Source organism: Xanthomonas sp. DAR 35659 (genome assembly GCF_041242975.1).
GTDB classification, from domain to species: Bacteria; Pseudomonadota; Gammaproteobacteria; order Xanthomonadales; family Xanthomonadaceae; genus Xanthomonas_A; species Xanthomonas_A medicagonis.
Genome location: NZ_CP162488.1, coordinates 1,784,791 through 1,809,815 on the forward strand (window position 1 = coordinate 1,784,791; position 25,025 = coordinate 1,809,815).

General features: G+C 70.2%; 26 protein-coding genes. 9 read left to right on the forward strand and 17 right to left on the reverse strand.

Annotated features, from left to right (window positions below):
• The first annotated feature begins 2 nt into the window (after window positions 1-2).
• Both murA and AB3X07_RS07550 read left to right on the forward strand, forming a co-directional pair.
• Entirely contained in the window at window positions 3-1,277 is a 1,275-nt protein-coding gene (gene murA, locus AB3X07_RS07545; protein WP_369943809.1) for a UDP-N-acetylglucosamine 1-carboxyvinyltransferase, read from the forward strand.
• Window positions 1,274-1,588 (forward strand): EF-hand domain-containing protein, encoded by a 315-nt coding sequence (locus tag AB3X07_RS07550; protein ID WP_369943810.1) that lies wholly within the window; start codon window positions 1,274-1,276, stop codon window positions 1,586-1,588. Before murA ends, AB3X07_RS07550 begins: the two co-directional genes overlap by 4 nt.
• 262 nt (window positions 1,589-1,850) lie before the next feature.
• On the opposite strand, the gene AB3X07_RS07555 is transcribed toward AB3X07_RS07550, so the two are convergent.
• The 6 genes from AB3X07_RS07555 to purM form a co-directional block, all read right to left on the reverse strand.
• Entirely contained in the window at window positions 1,851-2,534 is a 684-nt protein-coding gene (locus tag AB3X07_RS07555; RefSeq protein WP_369943811.1) for a DUF3108 domain-containing protein, read from the reverse strand.
• Between the two features lie 3 nt (window positions 2,535-2,537).
• Window positions 2,538-3,386, reverse strand: a complete 849-nt coding sequence (locus AB3X07_RS07560; protein WP_369943812.1) for a DUF3108 domain-containing protein — start codon at window positions 3,384-3,386, stop codon at window positions 2,538-2,540.
• Between the two features lie 64 nt (window positions 3,387-3,450).
• Window positions 3,451-4,104 carry a phosphoribosylglycinamide formyltransferase gene (gene purN / locus AB3X07_RS07565; RefSeq protein WP_369943813.1) on the reverse strand — a complete coding sequence of 218 codons (654 nt, stop codon included), beginning with the start codon at window positions 4,102-4,104 and terminating at the stop codon, window positions 3,451-3,453.
• 3 nt (window positions 4,105-4,107) lie between these two features.
• Window positions 4,108-4,548: a hypothetical protein gene (locus AB3X07_RS07570; protein WP_369943814.1), complete on the reverse strand. Its 441-nt coding sequence runs from the start codon at window positions 4,546-4,548 to the stop codon at window positions 4,108-4,110.
• Window positions 4,549-4,556: 8 nt separating this feature from the next.
• A complete protein-coding gene (locus AB3X07_RS07575) occupies window positions 4,557-5,180 on the reverse strand; it encodes a DUF2238 domain-containing protein (RefSeq protein WP_369943815.1) in 624 nt (207 codons plus the stop codon).
• 6 nt (window positions 5,181-5,186) lie between these two features.
• Complete coding sequence (purM, locus tag AB3X07_RS07580; protein ID WP_369944688.1) at window positions 5,187-6,212, reverse strand: phosphoribosylformylglycinamidine cyclo-ligase; 1,026 nt, start codon at window positions 6,210-6,212, stop codon at window positions 5,187-5,189.
• A gap of 128 nt (window positions 6,213-6,340) precedes the next feature.
• Here purM and AB3X07_RS07585 point away from each other — a divergent pair, with 128 nt between their 5' ends.
• From AB3X07_RS07585 to hda, 3 genes are read left to right on the forward strand one after another with little or no spacing between them, the layout of a single operon-like run.
• Window positions 6,341-7,459, forward strand: coding sequence for a DUF2066 domain-containing protein (locus tag AB3X07_RS07585; RefSeq protein WP_369943816.1), 1,119 nt, complete (start codon window positions 6,341-6,343; stop codon window positions 7,457-7,459).
• Window positions 7,456-8,625, forward strand: coding sequence for an AI-2E family transporter (locus tag AB3X07_RS07590; protein ID WP_369943817.1), 1,170 nt, complete (start codon window positions 7,456-7,458; stop codon window positions 8,623-8,625). Before AB3X07_RS07585 ends, AB3X07_RS07590 begins: the two co-directional genes overlap by 4 nt.
• Window positions 8,622-9,341, forward strand: coding sequence for a DnaA regulatory inactivator Hda (gene hda / locus AB3X07_RS07595; protein ID WP_369943818.1), 720 nt, complete (start codon window positions 8,622-8,624; stop codon window positions 9,339-9,341). The genes AB3X07_RS07590 and hda overlap by 4 nt, the downstream gene beginning before the upstream one ends.
• Before the next feature lie 192 nt (window positions 9,342-9,533).
• Here hda and murU read toward each other — a convergent pair whose 3' ends face one another.
• From murU to AB3X07_RS07615, 4 genes are all read right to left on the reverse strand, one after another.
• Window positions 9,534-10,265 (reverse strand): N-acetylmuramate alpha-1-phosphate uridylyltransferase MurU, encoded by a 732-nt coding sequence (gene murU / locus AB3X07_RS07600; RefSeq protein ID WP_369943819.1) that lies wholly within the window; start codon window positions 10,263-10,265, stop codon window positions 9,534-9,536.
• A complete protein-coding gene (locus AB3X07_RS07605; protein ID WP_369943820.1) occupies window positions 10,262-11,290 on the reverse strand; it encodes an aminoglycoside phosphotransferase family protein in 1,029 nt (342 codons plus the stop codon). Before AB3X07_RS07605 ends, murU begins: the two co-directional genes overlap by 4 nt.
• Window positions 11,291-11,361: 71 nt before the next feature.
• Window positions 11,362-11,631 carry a GlsB/YeaQ/YmgE family stress response membrane protein gene (locus AB3X07_RS07610; RefSeq protein WP_369943821.1) on the reverse strand — a complete coding sequence of 90 codons (270 nt, stop codon included), beginning with the start codon at window positions 11,629-11,631 and terminating at the stop codon, window positions 11,362-11,364.
• 345 nt (window positions 11,632-11,976) lie between these two features.
• Window positions 11,977-13,467 carry a M20 family metallopeptidase gene (locus tag AB3X07_RS07615; protein WP_369943822.1) on the reverse strand — a complete coding sequence of 497 codons (1,491 nt, stop codon included), beginning with the start codon at window positions 13,465-13,467 and terminating at the stop codon, window positions 11,977-11,979.
• A gap of 130 nt (window positions 13,468-13,597) precedes the next feature.
• Between AB3X07_RS07615 and AB3X07_RS07620 the strand changes: the two genes are divergently transcribed.
• From AB3X07_RS07620 to AB3X07_RS07635, 4 genes are all read left to right on the forward strand, one after another.
• A complete protein-coding gene (locus AB3X07_RS07620) occupies window positions 13,598-14,005 on the forward strand; it encodes a ComEA family DNA-binding protein (protein ID WP_369943823.1) in 408 nt (135 codons plus the stop codon).
• Window positions 14,006-14,690: 685 nt separating this feature from the next.
• Window positions 14,691-15,302 carry a HutD family protein gene (locus AB3X07_RS07625; protein ID WP_369943824.1) on the forward strand — a complete coding sequence of 204 codons (612 nt, stop codon included), beginning with the start codon at window positions 14,691-14,693 and terminating at the stop codon, window positions 15,300-15,302.
• A gap of 121 nt (window positions 15,303-15,423) precedes the next feature.
• On the forward strand, window positions 15,424-16,134 hold the full coding sequence (locus AB3X07_RS07630; RefSeq protein ID WP_369943825.1) for a response regulator transcription factor: 711 nt from the start codon (window positions 15,424-15,426) through the stop codon (window positions 16,132-16,134).
• A 198-nt stretch (window positions 16,135-16,332) separates the two neighbouring features.
• Window positions 16,333-16,836 (forward strand): hypothetical protein, encoded by a 504-nt coding sequence (locus AB3X07_RS07635; RefSeq protein WP_369943826.1) that lies wholly within the window; start codon window positions 16,333-16,335, stop codon window positions 16,834-16,836.
• A 19-nt stretch (window positions 16,837-16,855) separates the two neighbouring features.
• Here the strand turns inward: AB3X07_RS07635 and AB3X07_RS07640 are convergent, their stop codons facing one another.
• The 7 genes from AB3X07_RS07640 to AB3X07_RS07670 form a co-directional block, all read right to left on the reverse strand.
• A complete protein-coding gene (locus AB3X07_RS07640) occupies window positions 16,856-18,487 on the reverse strand; it encodes a sulfite reductase subunit alpha (protein ID WP_369943827.1) in 1,632 nt (543 codons plus the stop codon).
• On the reverse strand, window positions 18,484-19,464 hold the full coding sequence (locus AB3X07_RS07645; protein ID WP_369943828.1) for an FAD:protein FMN transferase: 981 nt from the start codon (window positions 19,462-19,464) through the stop codon (window positions 18,484-18,486). Before AB3X07_RS07645 ends, AB3X07_RS07640 begins: the two co-directional genes overlap by 4 nt.
• A gap of 60 nt (window positions 19,465-19,524) precedes the next feature.
• Entirely contained in the window at window positions 19,525-20,331 is an 807-nt protein-coding gene (locus AB3X07_RS07650) for a DUF4198 domain-containing protein (RefSeq protein ID WP_369943829.1), read from the reverse strand.
• 29 nt (window positions 20,332-20,360) lie between these two features.
• A complete protein-coding gene (locus tag AB3X07_RS07655; RefSeq protein WP_369943830.1) occupies window positions 20,361-20,873 on the reverse strand; it encodes a DUF2271 domain-containing protein in 513 nt (170 codons plus the stop codon).
• A 48-nt stretch (window positions 20,874-20,921) separates the two neighbouring features.
• Window positions 20,922-21,590, reverse strand: a complete 669-nt coding sequence (locus AB3X07_RS07660) for a PepSY-associated TM helix domain-containing protein (RefSeq protein ID WP_369943831.1) — start codon at window positions 21,588-21,590, stop codon at window positions 20,922-20,924.
• 117 nt (window positions 21,591-21,707) lie between these two features.
• On the reverse strand, window positions 21,708-22,400 hold the full coding sequence (locus AB3X07_RS07665; RefSeq protein WP_369943832.1) for a Fe2+-dependent dioxygenase: 693 nt from the start codon (window positions 22,398-22,400) through the stop codon (window positions 21,708-21,710).
• 69 nt (window positions 22,401-22,469) lie between these two features.
• Window positions 22,470-24,773 (reverse strand): catecholate siderophore receptor Fiu, encoded by a 2,304-nt coding sequence (locus tag AB3X07_RS07670; RefSeq protein ID WP_369944689.1) that lies wholly within the window; start codon window positions 24,771-24,773, stop codon window positions 22,470-22,472.
• Window positions 24,774-25,025 lie beyond the last annotated feature (252 nt).

Here is a 25,025-nt window from a genome sequence, read left to right on the forward strand (position 1 = left end):
CCATGGCCAAAATCGTAGTGACCGGCGGCAACGCGCTGCACGGTGAAGTGAACATTTCCGGCGCCAAGAACGCGGTGCTGCCGATCCTGTGCGCGACCCTGCTGGCCGACGCGCCGGTGGAGATCACCAACGTGCCGCAACTGCACGACGTGATCACCACGGTGAAGCTGCTCGGCGAACTGGGCGCCGAGGTCACCATCGACGAAGGCACGCTGGCGCGCGGCAGCGCGATCACCGTCGATCCGCGCAAGGTCGACCAGCACGTGGCGCCCTACGAACTGGTGCGCACCATGCGCGCCTCGATCCTGGTGCTGGGTCCGCTGCTGGCCAAGTTCGGCGCGGCCGAAGTGTCGCTGCCCGGCGGCTGCGCGATCGGCTCGCGGCCGGTGGACCAGCACATCAAGGGCCTGCAGGCGTTGGGCGCGGAGATCAGCGTCGAGAACGGCTACATCAAGGCGACCAGCAACGGCCGGCTCAAGGGCGGCCGCTACGTGTTCGACATGGTCAGCGTCACCGGCACCGAGAACGTGCTGATGGCCGCGGTGCTGGCCGACGGCACCACCGTGCTGGAGAACGCGGCGATGGAGCCGGAGGTCACCGACCTGGCCGACTGCCTGATCGCGCTGGGCGCGAAGATCGAAGGCGCCGGCACCTCGCGCATCGTGGTGCAGGGCGTGGAGCGCCTGTCCGGCGGCCGCCACGCGGTGCTGCCGGACCGCATCGAGACCGGCACCTTCCTGGTCGCCGCGGCGATGACCGGCGGCAGCGTGACCGTGCGCCGCGCCCGCGCCGACACGCTCGACGCGGTGCTGGACAAGCTGGCCGAGGCCGGCGCCACGATCGAGACCGGCCCGGACTGGATCCGCCTGGACATGCACGGCAAGCGCCCGCGCGCGGTCAGCCTGACCACCGCGCCGTATCCGGCGTTCCCCACCGACATGCAGGCGCAGTTCATGGCGCTCAACTGCGTGGCCGACGGCGTCGGCGTGATCAACGAGACGATCTTCGAGAACCGTTTCATGCACGTCAACGAACTGCTGCGGCTGGGCGCGGACATCCAGGTCGAAGGCCACACCGCGATCGTGCGCGGCAGCGAGCGGCTCAGCGGCGCGCCGGTGATGGCCACCGACCTGCGCGCCTCGGCCTCGCTGATCCTGGCCGGACTGGTCGCCGAGGGCGACACCACCATCGACCGCATCTACCACCTGGACCGGGGGTACGAGAACATCGAGGAGAAGCTGGGGGCGCTGGGCGCGTCCATCCGGCGCATCGCATGATCCTCAGCGGCCGCTTCAGCCGCCGGCGCAAGGTGCTGCTGGCGGTCGTGGTCCTGGTGCTGGCCTGGGTCGGGTATGCCTGGTACGCGGGCATCGCCATCACCCAGGGCATCGAGGAGCGTGACATGGATTGGAACGGCGACGGCCAGGTCAGCCGCGGCGAGATCGCGCAGGCGTTCTACGCGGTGGGCGTGCGCCGCACCCAGGACGGCCCGCGCCAGTGCAGCACCTTCTACTGGCGCAGCACCGGCGCGCAGATCCGGGTGGACTGCCGCACCACCTTCAAGGCCGCGCCAGCGGAGAAGAAGTAACGGCGTGGGACAGGGCGCTGCCCGGGCAGCGTCCGTCTCCGCAGCACGACGGCGCTGTCGTGGGAGCGGCTTCAGGGCGCCTCTGACAACCTGCTTTCGCCGCAATCAAATCAGATGCGGTTCGCCCTGTAGGAGCGGCTTTAGCCGCGACGAGGCGTTCCCGGTAAAGCCCGTCGCGGCTAAAGCCGCTCCTACATGGGGAAACATCACGAACGGGGAGCCGCTGTCGCGATTCCCCATTCCCGATTCCCCACTCCCGGCTTCACCGCAACGACTTGATGGTCAGGTCCAGCGCGTCCTGGCCGTTCTCGCGCTGCAGGATGCGCACCGGCACCGGCATGTCCGGCACCACCCAGGCGATGATTTCCTTGGCGCCGTCGCTGCGGCTGACCTTGGTCGCCTGCTCGGTCTTGCCGTTGACGGTGATCGCTTCCTTGCCGGCGACCTTGTAGGTCATCGGCTTGGCGCGGCCCTCGTCGACCATGCGGTAGCTGGGGGTCTTGCCGGCGTTGACGTCGCGCGCGATCGCCAGGTTGATCAGCAGCGCGTCCATGTCGCCGGGCTGCAGCTTCACCGGGCCGCGGCGGTCGGGCTTGATATCGCCGGACCAGGTCGCCTGCGCCGTGCTCCAGTCGTAGTTGGCGGTGACCGCCTTCTTCTTGACCAGGAACAGCGAGCGGTCGTCGCTGCTGAGCGGGCGCAACTGGCCGCCCTTTTCCTCGAACACGGTGCTCTGGCTCAGGTCGGCGACCTGGTTCTTGATCGACAGGCTGTAGCGCCAGCGGCTGCCGCCTTCGCTGGTCAGCGTCATCAGGCCGTTGGCCTGCATGCCCATGTAGCTGGCCTGGTAGTCGGCCTTGAACGGCTGCAGCGCCAGCGCGGGCAGGCTGGTCGCGGCCAGCAGGGCGGCGGCCAGGACGGACAGGGGGCGGGCGATGCGTGTCATGGATCAGACTCCTTGGTATTCGGTCAGGCGCAGGTCGATGCGGTCTTCGCCGTCTTCGCGCTGCAGGATCCGCACCGGCGTCGGCACGCCGTTGGCGATCCACAGGATGGTCTCATTCTTGCCGCCGTTGGTGCGCGAGACGCGCAGCGCGTCGTAGCTCAGGTCGCCAACCTGCACCGTCTCGGTCTGTTCGGCGGCATGGTAGACGTGCTCGCGGACGCGGCCGACATCGACGAAGCGGTAGGTCATGGTCTTGCCGGGCACCGCGTCGCGCATGATCGACAGGTTGATCAGCAGCGCGCTCTGGTCGCCCGGCTGCAGCGGGATCGGCTGCTGCCGGTCCTTCTTCAGATCGCCGTCCCAACGCGCCACGCCCTGTTTCCAGTCGTACACGCCGGTGACCTTCTTGCCGAAGAACACCGCCTTCTTCACCGTGCTCTGGCTCTGCGGCACGTAGCGCCCGTCCTGGGTGCGGAACACCGTGCTCTGCTCGATGTTCAGGCCGAGGATGCTGGCGAAGCCGCTGCGGCCCTGCACGCCCAGGTCCACGCGCCATTCGTCGCCGCCGCTGTGGCTGACCTGCATGCGCGCGTCGCCCGCTTCCCGGCCCTTGTACAGGGCTTGGTAGGTGGCCACGAACGGCTGCAGCGGCGGCGGCGTCCAGGCCTCGGCCGGAAGCGCAGGGGCGACGGGCGCGGCGGCAGGTGCGGGAGCCTGCTCTGCTGCCGGCGCGGACGGTGTAGTCGGCGCGGTGACCGGCGCGGTCGCCTGCGCCAGCACGGTGGCGGCCGGCGCCAGCAGGCCGAGGCTGGCCAGGGCGAGAACGGCGAACTGACGCGGTACGTGCTTCATGGGATCGGCGGCGAGGGAGGAGGGGTTGGCGCGAACGTGCCGCAGCAGGGAGGCGGCCGCGGATTCAGGGAACGAGCATGCCCTGGCAATCTAGGCGCAGCGGACTAAACAGGCACTGACCGTCGAGCCAGGCGCTCTCGTCCCGTTCAGCCAGGCGCCCCGCCGCGGCCAGGCGCAGCACGGCGCACAGCAACTGGTGCTCGCGCGGCAGCAGGCGTCGCGCCAGATCGTCGGGGCCGTCGCCGGCCAGCACCGGCACCCGCGCCTGGGCGATCACCGCGCCGGCATCCAGTGCCGGCACCACGAAATGCACGCTGGCGCCGTGTTCGGCGTCGCCGGCGGCGATCGCCTGCGCATGCGTGTGCAGGCCGCGGTACTTGGGCAGCAGCGAGGGGTGGATGTTGAGCAGGCGACCGGCGAAGCGCTGCACGAACGCGTCGCCGAGGATGCGCATGTAGCCGGCGCAGACGATCCAGTCCGGCCGCGCGGCGGCGACCGCGTCGCCCAGCGCTTGATCGAAGGCGGCGCGGTCGGGGAAGTCGCGCGGCGCGGCCGACCAGCGCAGCGCCGGCGCCACTTTGGCCAGCGCCGGCGCCTGCGCACGGTCGCTGAACACCCCGGTCACCTGCGCGTCCAGGGTGCCGGCGGCGATCGCATCGAGCAGCGCCTGCAGGTTGGAGCCGCGGCCGGAGACCAGCACCGCCAGTCGGATCGTCATCGGCTAGGCCTTCCGGAACAGGGCGGGGACGTCCGCGCGCTGCAGCACCAGCAGGGTCCACATGCCCAGCACCGTGCCCAACGGAAACTCCAGGCAGGTCAGCACGGCAACGGCGTTGCACAGCAGCCGTTGGCGGCGCGCGCGTAGCGCGCGCGCCGCCAGCACTTTCAGCGCCAGCGAGACCAGCCCGAACCCCAGCAGCACCGACAGCATCACGATCGCCACCATGCCGGCCTGGGCCTGCTCCGCGCTCTGGCCGACGGCGTTGAGCTGGGCTTCCTCATGCACGCCGTAGGCCAGGAAGCCGGCCACCAGCAACAGCAACACGATCTGCACGCCCGCGGTCACGGCGTACAGGATCGCCAGGGTGTCCAGTTCGGCGCCGGTACGCGCCGCATCGGCGCCGGCAGTGTGGGCGGAGGGAAGGGGTGGGGGAAGCGCCATCGTGCGTCTCAGCGGGAGGAGGGAAGCGGACGTGCGCGGCGTCGCCAGGGCCAGGCGCTGGCGCAACCGAGGGTGGCCAGCAGCATGTCCATGTGCGCGTCCCAGGGGTCGCCCTGCTGACCGTTGTAGGACTCGGCCTGCTCGGGCGACAGCAGCAGCGCGATCGCCCATTCCAGCCATTCGTACAGCAGGCTGGCGCACATGATCGCCATCGTCGCCAGCACGAAGGCCTGCCGCGGGGTCAGCGCCGGCCAGCGCTGGCGTGCGTACTCGCGCAGCGCCGGCGCGAAGCACAGCCCGAACAGCAGATGGATCAGGCGGTCGGTGTGGTTGCGTTGCCAGCCGAACGCCGCATTCGGCGACCAGCCGCTCAGCGCGCGCAGCCATTGGTCGTAGGGCACATTGGAGTACAGCCAGTGCGCGGCGACGTTGTGCACGCTGATGAAGCCGCAGATCGCGGCGAAATGCGAGGTGCGCAGCGGCCAGCGGCGGTCGTGCCAGACCAGCCAGCCGAGGCCCAGCACCGCCAGCGAACTGTGCATCGCCTGTTCCGCCGGCCACAGCGGATGCACCCAACTGGCGGCGAACACCGCCAGGGTCAGCGCCAGCCAGGCGCGCTTGGCCGGCGCCATGCGCCGTTAGCCGATGTGCACGCGTTCGCCGGCGCCGGCCGCCACCACCGCGCCGATCTGCCAGTGCGCCAGGCCCAGCGTGTCCAGGCTGCGTTCCAGCGCGGCGACCTGGTCGGGCGCGGCCACCAGCACGAAGCCGATGCCGCAGTTGAAGGTGCGCCACATCTCGCTGTCGGCGACCGCGCCTTCGCGCTGCAGCCACGCGAACACCGGCGGCAGGCTCCAGGCGCTGGCGCGGATATCCAGGCCCAGCCCGTCGGGGATCACCCGGATGATGTTCTCGGTCAGGCCGCCGCCGGTGATGTGCGCCATGGCGTGGATGCCGTCGGCGTGGTCGCCGCGCAACAGCGACAGGATCGGCTTGACGTACAACGCGGTCGGCGCCATCAGCGCGTCGGCCAGGGTGGTGCCGCCGACCCGCAGCTCGGCCGGGCGCCCGGCGCGGTCGTAGATGCGGCGGATCAGCGAATAGCCGTTGGAATGCGGGCCGGAGGAGGCGATGCCGATCAGCACGTCGCCCTGGCGCACCTTGGCGCCGTCGAGCAACTGCGACTTCTCCACCGCGCCGACGGTGAAGCCGGCCAGGTCGTACTCGCCCGGCGGGTACATGTCGGGCATTTCCGCGGTCTCGCCGCCGATCAGCGCGCAACCGGCCAGTTCGCAGCCGCGGGCGATGCCGCCGACCACCGCCACGGTGGTTTCCACGTCGAGCTTGCCGGTGGCGAAGTAGTCCAGGAAGAACAGCGGCTCGGCGCCCTGCACCAGCACGTCGTTGACGCACATGCCGACCAGGTCGATGCCGATGCTGTCGTGCCGGCCCAACTGTTGCGCCAGCTTCAGCTTGGTGCCGACGCCGTCGGTGCCGGACACCAGCACCGGCTCGCGGTACTTGCCGGACAGGTCGAACAGCGCGCCGAAACCGCCCAGTCCGCCCATCACTTCCGGGCGGAAACTGCGCTTGACCAGGGGTTTGATGCGTTCGACGACGGCATTGCCGGCGTCGATGTCGACGCCGGCGTCGCGGTAGGTCAACGGGGCGGCGGCGGGGGGCTGGGGAGTGGTCACGGGCGGCGGGGTCGGCGGAAAGACGGCGATTTTAACAGGCCGCATTGGCGCTAGGCCCGCATTCGGGCAACAATTCGCCCCGGATACGCCGAGCAATGGACCCTTCGATGCGCCGCAGCCTTGCCTTACTCCTGTCTTTCGCGTTGTGCCTCCCCGCCGCGGCCGCCCTGGCCCAAGCCGGTCTGCGCACCGAAGGCGACGTTGCCGGTGCGCAAGGTCCCTACGATGCCGAGGTGCCGGTCAACAGCCAGAGCGAGGGCGACCGCAACGGCGCCCTGGCGCGCGCGCTGGGCGCGGTGCTGGGCAAGATCTCCGGCGACCGCACGGTGATGGCGCGCCCCGGGGTCACCCAGGCGCTGCGCAACGCCAAGAACTTCGTCGACAGCTACGACTACCGGCAGGACCAGGGCACCTCGCCGAGCGGCGCACCCACCTTCCGCACCACGCTGATCGCGCGGTTCCGGCAGAGCGACGTCGATGGCCTGGCCGCGGCGCTGGGCCTGCCGCTGTGGCCGCAGCCGCGGCCCAAGCCGGTGCTGTGGCTGGCGATCGACGACGGCAGCGGTCCGCGCCTGGTCGGCGTGCAGCAGTCCAATGCCGCGCGCAGCGTGCTGGACCGGGCGATCGAGCGCGGCTACCGGCTGGGCCTGCCCGGCGGCAGCGCCGCCGAGCAGGCGCTGGTCGGCGCGATCTGGCGCCAGGATACCGCCGCGGTGGCCAACGCCTCCTCGCGCTACAGCCCGCCGATGCAATTGATCGGCAAGCTGTACCGCAACAAGTCCGGCGGCTGGACCGCCGACTGGGTGTTCGTCGACAGCGGCAAGACCCTGGCCAGTTGGTCGGTCAGCGACGCCGACGCGCGCCGCGCGATCGCCTCCGGCGCCGACGGCGCCGCCGACGCGCTGGTCAAGCGCTACGCCAAGGCCGCCAGCACCGGACCGGCCGGCGTCTACCGGGTCGCGATCAGCGGCATCCGCAGCGCCGACGACTACCTGCGCGTGGCGGCGACGCTGCAGAACACCTCGGTGGTACGGCGGATCGTGCCGATCCAGGCCAGCGGCGACCGCCTGGAACTGGATCTCGATCTGATCAGCGGCGTGTCCGGGCTCAACCGCATGCTCGGCACCGACAGCCCGCTGCAGCCGCTGACCGCGCCGACCGACGGCGGGCCGATCATCCTCAATACCGAGCGCACGGAGTATCAGCTCAAATGACGCTGTCCCCGGAAGCGGAAATCGCCCTGTTCCTGCGCCGCCTGAAATGGGCCGCGGTGATCCTGGGCGTGCTGTGGGTGGTGGCGCTGCTGGCGCCGATCCTGACCCCGTTCGTGCTGGCGCTGCTGCTGGGCTGGCTCGGCGACCCGCTGGTCGATCGCCTGGAGCGCGCCGGGCGCTCGCGCAACATGGCGGTGACCCTGGTGTTCGTGCTGATGCTGCTGCTGCTGGTACTGGCATTGGTGATCCTGGTGCCGATGCTGGAGCGGCAGATCGTCACCTTCATCGACGTGCTGCCGCAGGCGCGCGACTGGTTCACCGGCACCGCGATCCCGTGGGCCGAGCAGAAGACCGGCCTGCAGCTGATGGCCTGGCTGGACCCGGAGCGGCTGATCGAGTGGATCCGCGGCCACTGGCAACAGGCCGGCGGCGTCGCCGCGACCTTCTTCGGCTACCTGTCGCGCTCGGGCTTCGCGATGGTCACCTGGGTGGTGAACCTGGTGCTGCTGCCGATCCTGACCTTCTACTTCCTGCGCGACTGGGACATCCTGGTCGAGCGCGTGGCCGCGACCATCCCGCGCAACCACGTCGCCACCGTCAGCCGCCTGGCGCGGCAGTCCAACGAGGTGCTGGGCGCGTTCATCCGCGGCCAGTTCCTGGTGATGCTGGCGCTGGGCGTGATCTACGCCGGCGGACTGAGTCTGGTCGGGCTCAAGCTGGGCCTGCTGATCGGCATCGTCGCCGGCCTGATCAGCTTCATTCCCTACCTGGGCGCGACCACCGGCATCCTGCTGGCGGTGCTGGCCGCGCTGGTCCAGGCCAAGGGCTTCGACTTGCAGTTGCTGATCTTGGTCGGCGTGGTGTTCACCGTCGGCCAGTTGCTGGAGAGCTACGTGCTGACCCCGCGCATCGTCGGCGACAAGATCGGCCTGCACCCGGTGGCGGTGATCTTCGCGGTGATGGCAGGCGGACAGCTGTTCGGCTTCCTCGGCATGCTGCTGGCGCTGCCGGTGGCGGCGGTGGCCAACGTGCTGTTGCACTACCTGCACGAGCAGTACCGGCAGAGCGACCTGTATGCCGGCGAGAAGTCGGCGATCCTGCTCGATGCCGGCGCCGAGCGGGTGGCGCTGATCGAAGTGCCGCCGCGCACTCCCGATCAGCCGTGAGCGTGCCGCAGCTGCCGTTGACGTTGCGCGCGCCGCCGGAGCAGCGCCTGGACCGCTATGTCGGCGCGCCGGCGGGATTGCTGGCGCAACTGCAGGCCGTCGCCGACGGGCGCGACGGCGACTGGATCTACCTGGCCGGTCCCGCCGGCACCGGCAAGACCCATCTGGCGCTGGCGCTGCGCGCGGCCGCCGAGCAGGCCGAGCGCAGCGCCGCCTACCTGCCGCTGCAGGCCGCGGCGGGGCGCTTGCGCGATGCGCTGGAGGCGATGGAAGGACGCGACCTGGTCGCGCTGGATGGCGTGGAGGCGATCGCCGGGCAGCGCGAGGACGAAGTGGCGCTGTTCGATTTCCACAACCGCGCGCGCAGCGCCGGGGTGACCCTGTTCTACACCGCGCAGGCGATGCCTGACGGCCTGGCGCTGCAACTGCCGGACCTGCGCTCGCGGCTGGCGCAGTGCACGCGCATCGCGCTGGCGCCGCTGGACGACGCGGGCCGCGCCGCGGTGCTGCGCGAGCGCGCGCAACGCCGTGGCCTGGTGCTGGAGGACGCGGCGATCGACTGGCTGCTGACTCACGCCGGCCGCGACCTGGCCGGCCTGGTCGCGCTGCTGGAGCGGCTGGACCGCGAATCGCTGGCGGCGCAACGGCGGGTGACGGTGCCGTTTTTGCGCAGGCTGGGAATCGGGAGTGGGGAATCGGGAATGGGGAAAGGCTGACCCCCGCAACCGGAGGCCGCGCTGCGGAATTCGATAAGGACAGCGGTTCGCACTGCGTGACGGAGCGCAGCGCCCCCTGATCTTCCAAAGATTTCACCGACATCTACGCAGCTGTGCCGCGTGTTGTGCTCTGAATCGACGTCTTCTAGCGATGCCCGCGCGCCACCGCGGCGTGGGCATCCCGCGGGAGCCTCAGCGTTTCCCCATTCCCGATTCCCCATTCCCCATTCCCAGCTCCTCATCCAATTGAGCCAATCGCTGCGGCGTCCCCACGTCGGTCCAGCGGCCGCGGTGGTGCAGCCCATGGATGCGGCCGGCGGCCATGTACGCGCGCAGGATCGGGGCCAGCGCGAAGCGAGGCGGACCGGAGTGCGCGGCGGGCGGCGGGTCGAACGCGGCCTGCCAGTCGTGCAGCAGTTCCGGGCGATAGACGCCGATGCCGGCATAGGTCAGCCGCGGCGCGCCGTCGCCGCGTACGCTGGCGTCGGCATGCAGCGCGAAATCGCCGTGCGCGGCGTAGGCCGGCGGATCGACCAGCACCAGTTGCGCCAGACCGGGCGGCTCGGGCGCCAGCCGCGCGAAATCGAAATCGGTCCAGATGTCGCCGTTGACCAGCAGGAACGGCGCCGGTCCCAGCAGCGGCAGCGCGTGCAGCATTCCGCCGCCGGTTTCCAGCGGCGTGTCGCCTTCGTGGGAGTAGGCGATGCGCAAGCCGAACGCGCTGCCGTCGCCCAGCGCCTGCGGGAACTGCGCGGCCAGCCACGAGGTGTTGATCACCACCTCGCTTACGCCGAGCGCGGCGAGCTTGCGCAGGTGCCAGACGATCAGCGGCGTGCCGCCCACCGCCAGCAGCGGCTTGGGCGTGCGTTCGGTCAGCGGCCGCATGCGCTCGCCGAAGCCGGCGGCGAAGATCAGCGCCTTCATGCGCCGGCCGCCGTGCGTTGCGCCAGCGCCGGCTTGATCCGGGTTTGCAGCAGCTGCTCCAGCGGCTGCAGCTCCGGATGCCGGGGCAGCACCTCGTCCAGATAGCCGATGAAGCGCGGCACGTTGTCCAGGTACCAGGCCTTGCCGTCGCGGTAGTTCAAGCGCGCGAAGATGCCCAGGTTCTTCAGGTGGCGCTGCACGCCCATCCAGTCCGCGTCGCGCAGGAACCGCGCCAGCGGCGGCACGGCGATGCCGGCCTGCAGCGCGCGCGCGTGGTAGCCCGCCAGCCACGCATCCACCCGCGCCAGCGGCCAGCTCACCGTGGTGTCCTTGAACAGGCTGACCGGATCGTAGGCCACCGGACCCAGCACGCAGTCCTGGAAATCCAGCACCGCCGGGCCATCGGCCACCGGCATCAGGTTGCGCGGCATGAAGTCGCGGTGCACCAGCACCCGCGGCTGCGCCAGGGCGTTGTCCATCAGCCGGCGCTGCGCCAGTTCGAGCGCCTCGCTCTCGCCGCAGTCCAGTTCCAGGCCCAGGTGCCGGCGCAGGAACCATTCCTCGAACAAGCCCGCATCGCGCTGCAGCAGCGCCTCGCCGAACACGCCCAGGTCCGGCGGCGGCGCGATCGCCTGCAGCCGCAGCAATTGCCCCAGCGCGGCAGCGAAGTGCGCGTCGGCCGAGTGCTCGTCCAGCGTCTGCGCCAGTGTCGGGCTGCCCAGGTCCTCCAGCAGCAGGAAGCCGGCATCGGCGTCCTGCGCCAGGATCGCCGGCACGCGCACCCCGCCGTGCCGCAGCAGCGCGTGCATGCGCAGCCACGGCCGCACGTCCTCCAGGCCCGGCGGGGAATCCATCAGCACCCGGCTGGGGCTGCTGCCATGGCTGCGCCAATAGCTGCGCCAGCCGGCGTCGACCGACGCGCGCTGCAGCGTCGCCTGCGCGTCGTCCAGCGCCAGGCGCGCCCACGCCAGGCGTTGCGCGGCGCGCGGGTCGGGAGTCTCGGGAAGATCGGAACTGGAACGCATCGGGACGCCGCGGCCAAGGAAGCCGCAAAGCGTAAACGCGCGGGGCCGGCATGGCGAGCCGCGCGTGGGCCTCAGCGCTTGCCGAGGAACAACCGCAGCAACGCGAGCAGGGCGATGGCGCCGAGCAGGGCGCCGAGGAAGCCGGCCGGCTCGCCGCGGCTGTACCAGCCCATGTAATGGCCGAACCAGCCGGCCACCACGGCACCGGCGATGCCCAGCAGCACGGTGAACAGGCAGCCGGAACGGCCGCCGCTCGGGCCAAGGAAGCGCGCCAGCAGGCCGACCACGAAGCCGACCAGGATGATGTAGAGCCAGCTGTCGCTGCCGAACAGGGTGTGCATGGAAGGCGTCCCGGAGCGTGGAAGTGCAGCGGATCGTGCCAGATTCGTCCGCAGCGCGGCGTGCAGGACGCGCTGCGCCTGCACCGGCTTTAAGCGGCCGTGCAGGCTGGTCGCGTTCGCCGCTGTCGCGGGACCGCGCAGAGATCGATTCGCTTTCCGTGGGCCGCTTTCAAAGCGCCCGGTCGCGTTGAACGACCGTGGCCACGCATCCGCCAGGCGGCGCCTGGCGCGGATGGGGCAGGCGACCCCTCACGCGCCGGCGTCGACGGAGTCGCGCCGCCCGCCGGCATGCGCGGGCGGCGCCTGGACCCTCTCGGCCGCCAACGCCGGGCGGCCGCCCCGCGCTCAGCAGCAGCCGTGCGCGCCGTGCTGTTCGCCGCCGGCCACCGCGGCGCCGCCACTGGTCTCGCCGCGCAGGCTGGCGGCATGGTGCTCGGCGATCACCTTGGCCACGCAGGCGGTGACGCGCTTGCCCATCGGGATGTGCAGGAACTCGTTCGGGCCGTGCGCGTTGGAATGCGGGCCGAGCACGCCGGTGATCATGAACTGCGCGCCGGGGAACTTCTCGCCGAGCATGCCCATGAACGGGATCGAGCCGCCTTCACCCATGTACATCGCCGGCTTGCCGAACGCCGCCTGCGAGGCCGACTCGATCGCATCGGTCAGCCACGGCGACTGCGCCGGCGCGTTCCAGCCGGAGGAGGACTTTTCCAGTGCCAGCGACACCTCGGCGCCATACGGCGGATCGCGCAGCAGTACGTCCTTGAGCAATTGACCGGCGCGCTTGCCGTCCAGCGTGGGCGGCAGGCGCAGCGACAGCTTCACCGCGGTCTCCGGGCGCAGCACGTTGCCGGCCGAGGCCAGCGGCGGCAGCCCGTCGGCGCCGGTCACCGACAACGCCGGGCGCCAGGTGCGGTTGAGCACCAGTTCGGACAGGTCCTCGTGCATCGGGCGCATGCCCGGCAGGAACGGGAACTTGCTGTAGACCTCGTCGCCCAGCACCTCGGCGACCTTGCGCGCCTGCGCCAGCCGCTCCTCCGGGATGTCGGCATACAGGCCCTCGATCTTGATCTTGCCGGTGGCCTCGTCCTCCAGCCGCGACAGCAGGTCGCGCAGCACGCGGAAGCTGGACGGCACCACGCCGGAGGCGTCGCCCGAATGCACGCCTTCGCTCAGCACCTTGACGCTGAAGTTGCCGCCGGCCAGGCCGCGCAGCGAGGTCGTGCACCACAACTGCTCGTAGTTGCCGCAGCCCGAGTCCAGGCACACCACCAGCGACGGCTTGCCGATCCGATCGGCCAGGTGGTCGACGTAGGCGGGCAGGTCGTAGCTGCCCGACTCCTCGCAGGCCTCGATCAGGATCACGCAGCGCGCATGCGGCAGGCCCTGGTCCTGCAGCGCCATGATCGCCGCCAGCGAGCCGAACAGCGCATAGCCGTCGTCGGCGCCGCCGCGGCCGTACAGGCGGTCGCCCTTGAGCACCGGCGTCCACGGGCCCAGGTCGTCGTCCCAGCCGGTCATCTCCGGCTGCTTGTCCAGATGCCCGTACAGCAGCACCGTATCGGCCCCGGTGTCGGCGCCGCTGGCCGGCACTTCCAGATAGATCAGCGGGGTGCGTCCTTCCAGTTGCACCACCTCGACCTGCAAGCCCGGGATCGCCTGCGCCCGCGCCCAGCGCTCCATCAGCTTCACCGCATCGGCCATATAGCCGTGGGCGACCCAATCGGCGTCGAACATCGGCGACTTGTTTGGGATGCGGATGTAATCGACCAGCTGCGGGACGATGTCGTCGTCCCACTTCTCGCTCAGGAAACGGTCGATCTTGGCGTTGTCCATCATGCAGCTCCGGGTGTCGCGAAAGAGAGGGCGCCCATTCTACGCCCCGGCTCCTGTGTAGGGTTTTTCCTACACGAGGGCGCGCCGTTTACCTGCTGTTTGGAAAGGGCGTTGGCGATAGGCTGTACCCATGTGGCGAGAGATGCTTTCGACACCGGCAGGAGAAGCCGGTGACGTCCCCATCCAAGTCACAAGGAGTGTTGCCATGCAGTCTTTTATCGTGGTCCTGAAGTCCCTGGTCCTCGCGTTGCTGCTGACCGGTTCCGCGCTCGCCGCGGACAAGGTCAACATCAACTCCGCTAGCGCAGCGGAAATCGACCGGGTGTTGCTGAACGTGGGTGCCGCCAAGGCACAGGCGATCGTCGACTACCGACAGGCACACGGGCCCTTCAAGAGTGCCGAGGACCTGGCACTGGTGAAGGGGATCGGACTCAAGACGGTCGAACGGAACCACGACCGGATCGAAGTGGGAGCCACGAAGGCGACCACGCCGACGGCCGCCAAGACGGCAGCCGCGAAGCCGGTGGAAAGGCGTTAAACGGATTTGAACGGTAAACGGATTTACGGCAGTCAAGGGATTTGAAGGAAAAGATACGGCTGGCGCAGGATGCGCGGTCGCGACCTCGCTGAGCAGGACGCGCAGGGGGGAGGCAGGAAGCCGACAAGGACGTACATCGTCGCCCGGTGTTGCACAGTGACGTGCAGCCGGGCGACGTTTTTTATGGACGATGGTTTTTCTGCGGCGGGCGAGATGCTGGTCGTTTGCAGGATGGTATCGGCGGGCTGACGTCGCGGTGGCGCAGGTCGGGTGCGACGTTATCGAGAGAGACAGGTCGACGACGAAGTCCGCGCCACCTGGGGCCTGTCCGTCGCTGCGGCGCCGTCGGCTGTGCTGGGCGCAACGATGCGTCGGGGGCGCGCGAGCTTCAGCGGCATCGCCGGCGACCACTGACCAAGCACGAAGGCACAACGCGCCGGCTGCTTCGCGGCTCGCCGGCTCACGTTCCGGCCCAGGATGGGCGGGCGCGCCAATCCGGATGCAGGTGTGTCCGGTCGGGACGGATAGCGTGCCCGCCACCTTTGCCCAGCCCCTCTAGCGTGCCCTCGTCGGCGATGGAGCGCCCGTGTCATCGAACGACGCATCTACGTGCGGTCCGGGGCGGGCGCAGGCGTCGCGCGGTCACAGTGCATCCCGGTCCATCAGGATCGGGCAGAATGCGCCGATGGACTGGTCCACGTTTCCTTCGCGGGTGATTCCCGCCAACGACTACCGCCGCGAGCGCTGGCGCAACGGACTGGGCTGGACCCGCGAGATCCTGCGCCTGCCGCCGTCCGATGGCGACGACTGGCTGTTGCGCCTGTCGATCGCCGAGATCGAGCAGGATGCGGCCTTTTCCAGCTTCCCCGGCATCGACCGGGAACTGGTGCTGCTGCGCGGCGCCGGCTTGCGCCTGCGGTTCGACGACGGTGCCGAACATCTGCTGGAGCCGCCGTACGCGCGCCTGCGCTTCGCCGGCGAGCGTCCGCTGCGCGGCGAGCTGCTGGACGGCCCGACCCACGATTTCAACCTGATGTGGCGCCGCGATCGCGTGCGCGCGCAACTGCTGCACCGGCCACTGGTCGGGCCGATGCTGTTCTTCGCCGAACCGGGTGTCGGTTGGGTCGTTCATCTCCTGGCAGGCCAGGCGCGCTTCGATGCGGACTGCGGATTGCCGCCGCTGGCCGCCGGCGACAGCGCCTGGTTGAGCGCGGATCGCAGGCAGCGCTTCGCTTTGAGCGGGGGTGGCGAGTTGCTCGCGATCCGCGTCGAACCGCTGTCGACGCCCGCGGACTGAGCGCGCGGCCGGGCGCGCGCGGCGCTTGCAGCGCTGCCGCCGAGCGCGTCCAATGCGCGAACGCGGCCGTCCCGTAGCCGTGCGGTGGGATCGACAGGTGGCCTCGGACAGCAGCAGGTGGGTGGCGAACGTTCTGGTGGTGGACGACGATGCCGCTTCGCGCACGCGAATCGGCGACTATCTGGCCCGCTTCAACCTGCGGGCGCATGGCGTCGAGGGCGGCGTGAGGATGTACGCACAGCTGGCGGCCGAACGCTACGACGTGGTGCTGATCGATGCCGGCCTCGGTGGCGGAGAAGGGTTGGAGCTATGTCGGCAGTTGCGCGACCGCGGCGGTGTGGCGATCGTGATGATGGCCGAGCAGGCGGAGGCGGTGGATCGCGTGATCGGGCTGGACCTGGGCGCGGACGACTACCTCGGCGGGACGCTGGACCTGCGCGAACTGGTCGCGCGCATCAATGCGGTGTTGCGGCGTACCCGGGCGGCGCAGGCCGCCGCGTCGTCGCCGCCCGGCACGTGGCAGGTCGACACCTACCGCCACCAGGCGGTAACGCCGGACGGCCGCGCGATTCCCCTGTCGCCCAGCGAACTGCGGTTGATGGCGGTGTTCCTCGAACAGCCGGGCCATGTGCTCAGCCGCGACGACCTGCGCGCGGCGATCGGCGAAGGCGACGGCACCGTTCCCCAGGGCGGGCGTGGCATCGATCTGCAGGTGTCGCGCCTGCGACAGAAGCTGGGCGACGACCCACTGGTGCCGCAGTGGATACGCACGGTGCGCGGCAAGGGCTACCTGTTCGAACCGCAGCGGTTGGGCACGCGCGCGGCGCGTTGATCCCTGCTTGCCCCTGCATGCAGTCGACGAGACGCGGCGGCGCGGGCAGCGGCAGGCGTCCGCATCTCCAAGGATTCGATCGTCGCGGCACAGGCAGATCAACTGCCTGCGAGTGGCTTGGATCGTTCTTCTGGGTTATTGGAGAGATGAATTGCCGCATCTCGGATGCGCGCAATCATCGAGTCAAAAGGAACTGGAATGAAAGAGGGCGACAGGCCGGACATCGATGCCGGAAGGGCATTGGAGCGCGAGTATGTGCTGGATGAGTTCAGGTTCGAAGAGATCGGGACGATTGTGCATGGCTTCACCAGGGAGGTGTTGCTCAAGGATCAGGCATTTGCCGGCGGGATTGCGGAGGACGTAGCCGTCAAGGCGAGCGAGTACAACGAAGCAATCAGTGCGTTTCTGTTAGGGCGAATCGATCCGCGTTTACTGAAGGAGATCAGGGTGGATGCCATGAGGTTCTTCGCGGACATCGAGCTGGACCGGGAGAGATACACCCTGGAATTCATTTCGAAGGGACTGTTCGATGCGCAGTCGTCCATGTTCGGGGAGTATGGCGCGGAGATGCATTTCGCAATGCTGTTCTTCACGCTCGGCAACACCGGGGAGCCGGGGATTTGCTCCATGTTTCTCGACTACCTCAGAGCTCATCCGGTCATGAAGAAGTACGAAAGGAAGCAGGGCGGGGCGGTCCGTTGAGTTGAACGATCCGCGGCGCTCAATACACATCGCGCCGATAGCGCCCTTCCAGCAGCAGCGTGTCCTTGCCGAGCTGCCCGAGTACGTCCTCGAGTACCGCGTCCACCCCGGGCGCCATGCCGCGCAGGCTGCCGCAGACGTAGATCGCCGCGCCTTGCGCGACCCACGCACGCAGGTCGTCCGCGGCGGCGCGCAGGGCGTCCTGCACGTAGCGCGACGGGCCGGGATCGCGCGAGAACACCGCGTCCAGCCGTTGCAGCGCGCCGCGCGCCAGCCAGGTGCGCAGCTCCTCGCCGTAGTGGTCGTCGTGCGCGGCGTGGCGCTCGCCGTACAGCAGCCAGGTGCGGGTCGCGCCGGCGTCGATGCGGGCACGCAGGTGCGCGCGCAGCCCGGCGATGCCGGTGCCGTTGCCGATCAGGATCAGCGGCCGCGCCGGGTCGGCGGGCGGGTGGAAGTTCGGGTTCGGACGCAGCCGCAGAGCGATCTCGGCACCGAGCGGTGCGTCCTCGCACAGCCAGCCGCTGCCCAGGCCGGTCGTGCCGTCCGCGCGCAGCACGCGGCGCAGCAGCAGGCGCAGCGCGCCGTCGCTGGGCATCGAGGCGATCGAGTATTCGCGGTGCGGCAGTGGCTGCAGGCGCGCGGCCAGGGCGCTGGGCGCGATGCCGGCGGCCTGCTGCGGTGACGGCAGATGGCTGCGCGCCAGCAGAGCGGCCAGCGTGGTCGCCGCCTGGCCGGCAAGCTGTACCTGTGCCGCGCCATCCAGGCCGCTGGCCTGTAGCCAGCCCTGTACGGTGGCCTCGCCATGGCACGGACCGACCTCGGCCAGATCGCCGGCCTGCCATGCCGGCAATGCGCCGTCCGCTGGCAGCAGCGTCACGTCGAACACGGCGCCGCCGACGCTGCCGGGATTGCACAGGCGCCGCTGCTGCAACCGCCAGCGCTCGTAGCGCGGCGGGCTCCAGTCGGGCTGTTCGCTGCCGCCGGCGAGCTGGCCGAGCAGTTGCTGCCAGTGGCGCAGGGCGTCGGCATCGGCGTTGTCCACGTCGATGCGGTCGAACAGCGGATGCGCGCCCTGCTGCCGCAACCAGTCGTCGAGCCGGCGGCCGAAGGCGCAGAAGTGGTCGTAGCGGCGGTCGCCCAGCGCCAGCAGCGCGTAGCGCAGCTGCGGTAGCGGCCGTGGTCGCGCCATCGCCTCGCGCAGGAACGGCAACGCGTGGTCGGGCGGGTCGCCTTCGCCGGTGGTGCTGATCACGAAAACAGCCTGCGCGGTCGCCGCCAGGTCGGCGGCGGTGACCTGCTGCAACGGCAGCACCCGTACCGCCTGGCCGCCATCGCGCAGCACCGCGGCGCTGCGCAGCGCCAGTTGATGGGCGAAGCCGGTTTGGCTGGCCCAGGCCAGAAGCAGCGGGGCGTCGGGGCGTTTGCCGTGGCGCGCTCGGCCGCGGTGGCCGCGCCACCACAGCCACAGGCAGGCCGCCGCATAGGCGGCCACCGCCAGCGCCGCGTAGCCGATGCGCTGCGGCGAGGGGGCGGCATTCCACCACGGCTGCGGATGCAGCCGCAGCAGCGCATAGCCAATCGCTGCGAGCAGCGCGAAGCTCGCCGCGTGGCCGACGACGTTCCAGTTCCAGCGGAACGGCCATCGGCTCATGCGTCGAGCAATCCGGCGAAGGCGCTGCTGAGCCGTTCCAGCACCTGCCCGTCGGCACGCACCAGGAAGCGCGCCGCCAGCCCCTCGCGTTCGGCGCAGGCCAGGCCGGCGTCGGCGCCCAGCACGCTCAACGCGGTGGCCCAGGCGTCGGCGCGCATCGCGTCGGCGGCGACCACGCTGACCGCGGCCAGCGTCGCCGGGATCGGCGCGCCGCTGCGCGGATCCAGGGTGTGGCTGTAGCGCTGGCCGTCCTGTTCGAAACGGTGCCAGCGATCGCCGGAGGTGGCGACCGCATGGCCGTCCAGTGCCAGCACGCGCGGCGGGGTCGGCGCGTGCGCGTCCTCGTCCGGTGCCGACTCGACCAGCACCCGCCACGGTTGCCCGTCCGGCTTGCGGCCGTAGCCATAGAGCTCGCCGCCGACCTCGACCAGCGCGCTGGCCACGCCCTGCGCGCGCAGTTCGCGCGCCGCCAGGTCCACGCCGTAGCCCTTGGCGATCGCCGACAGGTCCAGCTGCAGGCCGCCGGGCTGGCGCAGGGTGCCGGCGTCGTCCACCGCCAGTTGCCGCCAGTCGCCGACCGCGCGCGCCTGCCGCAGCGCCTCGGCGTCGGGCACACGCCGACGGCCGGCGTCGGCGCCGAAGCCCCACAGGCGCAGCAGCGCACCGATGCTGGGGTCGAACGCGCCATCGCTGCGCCGCGCGACATCCAACGCGCAGCGCAGGACCTCGGCGAAGTCCGCCGGCAAGGCATGCACGCTGCCGGCGGCGGCGCGGTTGTAGCGGCTGATGGCCGAACTCGCCTCCCAGGTACTCATCTGCGCGACCACCTGGTCCAGCCGCGCCTGGATCGCCGCGTGCAGCGGATGCAGGTCGCGACGGCGGCGCAGTACCAGCTTCGCGCTCCAGGTGGTGCCCATGCTCTGTCCGCCGAGCGTGGCGATCTCGGTGGCGCTGTCGGCGTCGGACGACATGCCCATGCCGTCAGCGACCGCGATGCCCGGCACGTGCAGCTGGCGTTGCGGACGCGCGCGGCTGGCTCACTGCGGCAGCACTTCCAGCGTCGCCGCATAGCTGAGCCGGCGCTGCTTGGCCTGCGGCACGGACGTCTTGGCGTCCTCGCTGCTGGCCTGCAGCCAGTACATGCCCGCTTCCGGCCAGGTCACGCTGAAGCCGCCCTGCGCATCGGTGGTGAGCTTGAGCGCATCCTGCGCGTTGCGATAGCGGGTGCCGCCGCGCACGATCTCCACCGCCAGCCCGGCCGCCGGCTTGCCGTCGATCTGCAGGGTGAAGCTCGCCTTCTCGCCGGCGAACAGGTCGTTGGGATGGGTGACCGGCACCAGCTCCAGGCCGCGGCCACTGGGGGCGAGCGCGGTGCGGTTGGGCGCGCCGTTGGTAACGAAGGTTTCCACCCGGCCCAGCGACTGCGACACCTGCAGATCCTTCGCGTTCTTCGGTACGTCGCTGGCGAAGCCGGCGGCGTCGCCACGCCAGCGCTTGCGTTGGCCGTTCTCGTCCCAACTGGCGAACAGACCGTCGTTGACCAGCGCCAGGCGGTAGGTGCCGGTCTGCACCAATTCCACGTCGAACACGCTGCGGTACTTGCCGGTGGCCGGGTTCTGCGGCTGCAGCGCGCTGCCGTCGGGCGCGGTGATCGCCAGGGTGTCCAGGCGCAGCGGCACATGGTTGAAGTAGAACAGGTCGTTGGACACCGCCGCATCGACGGTGATCCATGGCCGCTCGCCGGCGAGCACGGTTTGCGAGGGCTGCAGCCAGGCCTTGTGGGCCAGGGCGGAGAACGGCAGGGCGGCGGCCACGGCCAGCGCCAGTGCGAGACAACGCTGCATGTGCTTGCTCCTTGAAGGGAAAGAGAGGATCACGGCTTGGCGCTCAGGCGCAGCGCGCCCAGTTCGCTGCTGCCTTGCGCACTGCCGAGTTCGCCGGGCTTGGCCGGCCAGGCGAACGGGATCTTCAGCAGTTCGCGGCCGCCGACCTCGCGCGCGGCTTCCACCACCAGGGTGTACTGGCCCGGTGCCAGGCCCTTGAGCTGTTGCGCGTCGGTGAACGCCAGCGCGTGCTTGCCGGCCGGGCGGGTCGGGCCGCTGACCCCGTCCACCGGCATCTGCAGGGTGCGGCCGCTGCGCCGCCACCACTGGCGCAGGTCCGGCAGCCACTTGGTGCCGTGGCCTTCGGCGCTGTCCTTGGACTGGTACCAGACCGCCAGATTGCGCGCGACCTGCTGGTCGGCACCCTCCACCCAGATCGCGACATAGGGGCGGTGATATTCGGCGACGTTGAGCCTGGGAATCTCCACGTCCAGTTGCAGCGTGGCCGCATAGGCGGGCATCGACAGCAGGCCGCTGAGGGCGATGGTCAGGGTGACGCGCATGTGGGACTCCATGGTGGCGAAGAGGGCGGTCGTAAAAGGGGAGAGGGGTCAGTGGATCAGCAACAGCGCGATCAGCAACGGAATCAGCAAGCCCAGCCCGACCATCGGCCAGGTCATGCGCCGTTGCCGCGCGTGCAACTGCAGCAGGAATAGGCCGGTGAAGCAGAACACCAGGCACGCCACCGCGAACAGGTCGATGAACCAGCCCCAGGCCGGGCCGGCATTGCGGCCCTTGTGCAGGTCGTTGAAGTAGGAGATCCAGCCGCGCTCGGTGCGCTCGTAGGCGACCGCGCCGTTGCCGCGGTCGATGCTCAGCCAGGCGTCGCTGCCGGGCCCCGGCAGCGCCAGGTAGATCTCGTCGGCCGACCATTCGGCCGCGCGCCGGCCCACACGCACGTCCAGCTCGCGCTCCAGCCAGGCCGACACCGGCCGCGGCAACGGCGCGTCGCCATCGGTCTGGCCGCCGAGCCGCTGCAGCAGCGCCGCCGGCAACTGCGCAGTGCGTTCGACGACCTGCGGCTTGGCTTCGATGCGTGCGGCGTGGTTGAGGGTGAGCCCGGTGGCGGCGAACGCCAGCATGCCGATCAGGCACAGCGCCGAGCTGATCCAGTGCCACTGGTGCAGCGTGCGCAGCCAGAAGCCGCGGCGCTGCTGGGCAGCGGCCAGGTCGGGAGCGGTGGCGGAGACCGTGGCGGTCGAGGGCGGGGCCGAGGGCATGCTAGAGGGAAACGAAATGGCCGGGGCTGCGGCGGGCCGGTCGCACGGCGTGCGGCCCTGGGCACGGCGATGCCGCACCGGCGCGGCGCGGGTCCGGAGCCGGGCGCGCGCGTCGCGTCATGTCTCGGACCAGTCGCGCAGCAGGTTGTGGTAGACGTTGCTCAGCCGCAGCAGCGCCGCCGGGTCGGCCGCGGACGCGGTCAAGCCCTGGATCGCGGTGTCCAGTTCCAGCAGCAATTGCCGGCGGCTGGCGTCGCGCACCAGGCTCTGCACCCAGAAGAACGAGGCCAGGCGCGCGCCGCGGGTGACCGGCAGCACGCGATGCAGGCTGCTGGACGGATACAGCACCAGGTCGCCGGCCGGCAGCTTGACCTCGTGCTCGCCGTAGGTGTCGCTGATGACCAGTTCGCCGCCGTCGTACTCCTCCGGCGCGGACAGGAACAAGGTGCAGGACAGGTCGGTGCGCAGGGTCAGCGCCGGCTGGGTGGCGGTGGCGGCCTGGGTCATCACCGCGCCATCGACGTGGAAGCCGTATTCGCCGCCGTCCTGGTAGCGGTTGAAGCGTGGCGGGATGGTGCGCAGCGGCAGCGCGGCGGCGAAGTACAGCGGGCTGCGCGCCAGCGCGTTGAGCACCGCCTGGCCGAGTTCGTGCTTCAGCGGCGAGGCGTCGGGCAGTTGCAGGTTGCGCTTGACCTGCGCGCCCTGCGCGCCGACCGTCTCGCGGCCGTCGGTCCAGTCGGCGCCATCGAGCGCCTGGCGGAAGCGCGCGACTTCGTCGGCGCCGAGGATGTCGGGGATGTGCAGCAGCATGGAAGCGCTCCGGCAGCGGGCGCCCTCCGCGAGGACGGCGCCGCTGCGCGTCGGTGGGCGAAGCCGCGGTCAGAACTTGAGGTTGGCGGTCAGCATCGCCGAGCGCGGCGCGCCGGGCGTGTAACGGAAGCCGCTCTTGTTGATGGCCGCGACGTAGTCCTTGTCGAACACGTTGTACACGTTCAGGCGCAGATCGAAGTGATCGTTGATCGGATAGGTCAGCACCGCATCCCACACGGTATACGACTTGACCAGGGCTGGCGTGCCGACCGCGCCGTCGGTGCCGCGCTTCATCTCCCCGGAGTAGCGGACGCCGCCGCCGACGGTGAGGCCGAACGGCAGGGTGTAGGTGGTCCACGCGGTGAACGCGCTGTCCGGGGTATAGGCCAGGTCCATGCTGCCGTCCTGCGACACCTTGCTGCCTTCCAGCACCTGCGCATCGAGCTTGGTGTAGCCGGTGGAGAGCGACCAGTTGTCGCTGAGCTTGCCGACCGCCGACAGCTCCACGCCCTGCACCCGCTTCTTGCCGGTCTGGTAGTAGAGCCCGTCGCTGCCCTGCGCGATCTCGTTGCTGACGTCGGTGCGGAACAGCGCCATGGTCACGAACAGGGCGTCGTCCAGGAAGTTCCACTTGCTGCCGATTTCGGCGGTCTTGGCCTTCTGTGGATCGAAGCGCGGGTTGTTGGCGTTGTTGGCCGAGGCGCTCAGTTCCAGCGCGCTGCCGCCGGGAGGCTGCTGCGAGGTCGCGTAGTTGGCGTACAGGCTGATGTTGTCGGCGGCCTTGTAGACCGCGCCGAGCTTCCAGCCGAACAGCGTATCGGAGACGTCCGCATCGACGCCGACCGCGGTGGTGCAGGGCACGGCGGTGGAGGTGGCGGTGGTGCAGGTCAGGCTGTTGAACTCGGTCTTGTAGTGGTCCGCGCGCACGCCGGCGGTGACCATGAAATCCTCGCCGAACTTCAGCGTGTCGAAGGCGTAGGCCGAGAACGTGGTGGTGGTGCCCTTGCTGTGCGCGCCGTTGCGCGCGGTCGCCAGCGGCGTGGTGTTCCAGTCCGGGTCGTAGAGATTGGCCGGGTTGGCGGCCAGCCAGTTGGCGCGGTCGACGATGTTGTGGCCCCAGCTCAGCAGCTCCTCGCGCGCGGCTTCCACGCCGGTGCTGAGGTTGTGCCGCACCGCGCCGGTGGCGAAGTCCGCGCGCAGGTTCAACTGGTCGGTGACGATGGTGTACTGCTGGTCCTTGAACGTGGGCAGGCTGCGCACCACGGTCCAGGTCGAGGTGTCGGCCGGATTGGGCGTGCGCAGGTTGGCGGCGTTGGGCATGAACGCGAACAGCAGGTAGTCCTGCTCGTTGCGGCCCCAGCGCGCGGTGTTGGTCAGCTTGACCGTGTCGGAGACGTCGTGCTCGAAGCGGAACGTCGCCATCTTCGCGGTCACGTCGTCGTGGTCGTAGCGGGTCCCGTAGAAGTGCTCGCTGTCCACGCGCGGGGCGGCGCCGAGCCACGGCCGCGTCGGATCGGGCGAGCGGTAGCCGGGCAGGCCGAGGGTCGGCACGCCGCCGTCGGGCACGTTGTCCTGCTTCACGTACAGCAGGTCGAGGTAGTAACGCGTGTCGGTGCCCAGGCCGAACGCCAGCGACGAGGCCAGGCCCCAGCGCTTGTTGTTGACGTGGTCGCGGCCGAGCGCATCGCTGTCCTGGCCCATGACGTTCACCCGCAGCGCGCTGCTGGCGCCCAGGGTCTGGTTCCAGTCCGCGGTCACCCGGCGCTGGTCGTCGCTGCCGCCGGACAGCGCGGCGCCGACCGTGTCGGTCATGTGCGCTTCCTTGCTCACCAGGTTGATCGCGCCGGTCGGCGCGCCGCGGCCGTTGTCGGTGCCGGCCGGACCCTTTTCCACTTCGATCTGCTCGATGTTGAACACATCGCGCGAGATCGAGCCCAGGTCGCGCACGCCATCGACGAAGATGCTGCTGGAGCTGTCGAAACCGCGCATGTAGATCGCGTCGCCGGTGGTGGTGTTGCCGTTCTCGCCGACGTAGAAGGTGCCCACGCCGGGGCTGTTGCGCAGCGCCTCGGTCAGCGTGGTGGCGCCCTGCTCGTTGAACAGGTCCTTGCTGATCACGTTGATCGTCTGCGGGGTGTCGATCAGCGGCTGGGTGAACTTGGGCGAGGCCGGTGCTTCCACCAAGTAGCGCTTGGCGCGCTGCGCCTCCACATCGACCTTGCCGAGCGTGGTGGGCTGGCCGTCGGCGGCATCGGCGGCGAACACGGGAGCGGAGAGCAGGTGCAGTCCGCTCAGCAGCGCGGCGGCGGTGAGGGTCTGCGCGGAGACCGGGCGGGAGACGGCGTGCTTGCGGCTCTTGATCGGAGGGGTCATGGACATTCGGCTATGCAGAAGGAAAGGGCGATCCGCCACGCACGCCGCCATGCCCGGAAGGGCAGGCGGGGCGAAGGTCGGGGGTGGCCAGATGGCTGGCTGCCTCTGGCCGCTTAACGCGGTCATCACGACTATTTCCTCGCAAATGCGAATTGTTTGCAATAGCCTTCTTTGTCGCGGCAGCCGCGACGGCGCGCCGATGCGCCGCTCCGGATCACCGAGGGAGCGCGCGGGGACGTGCTAACTTCATGA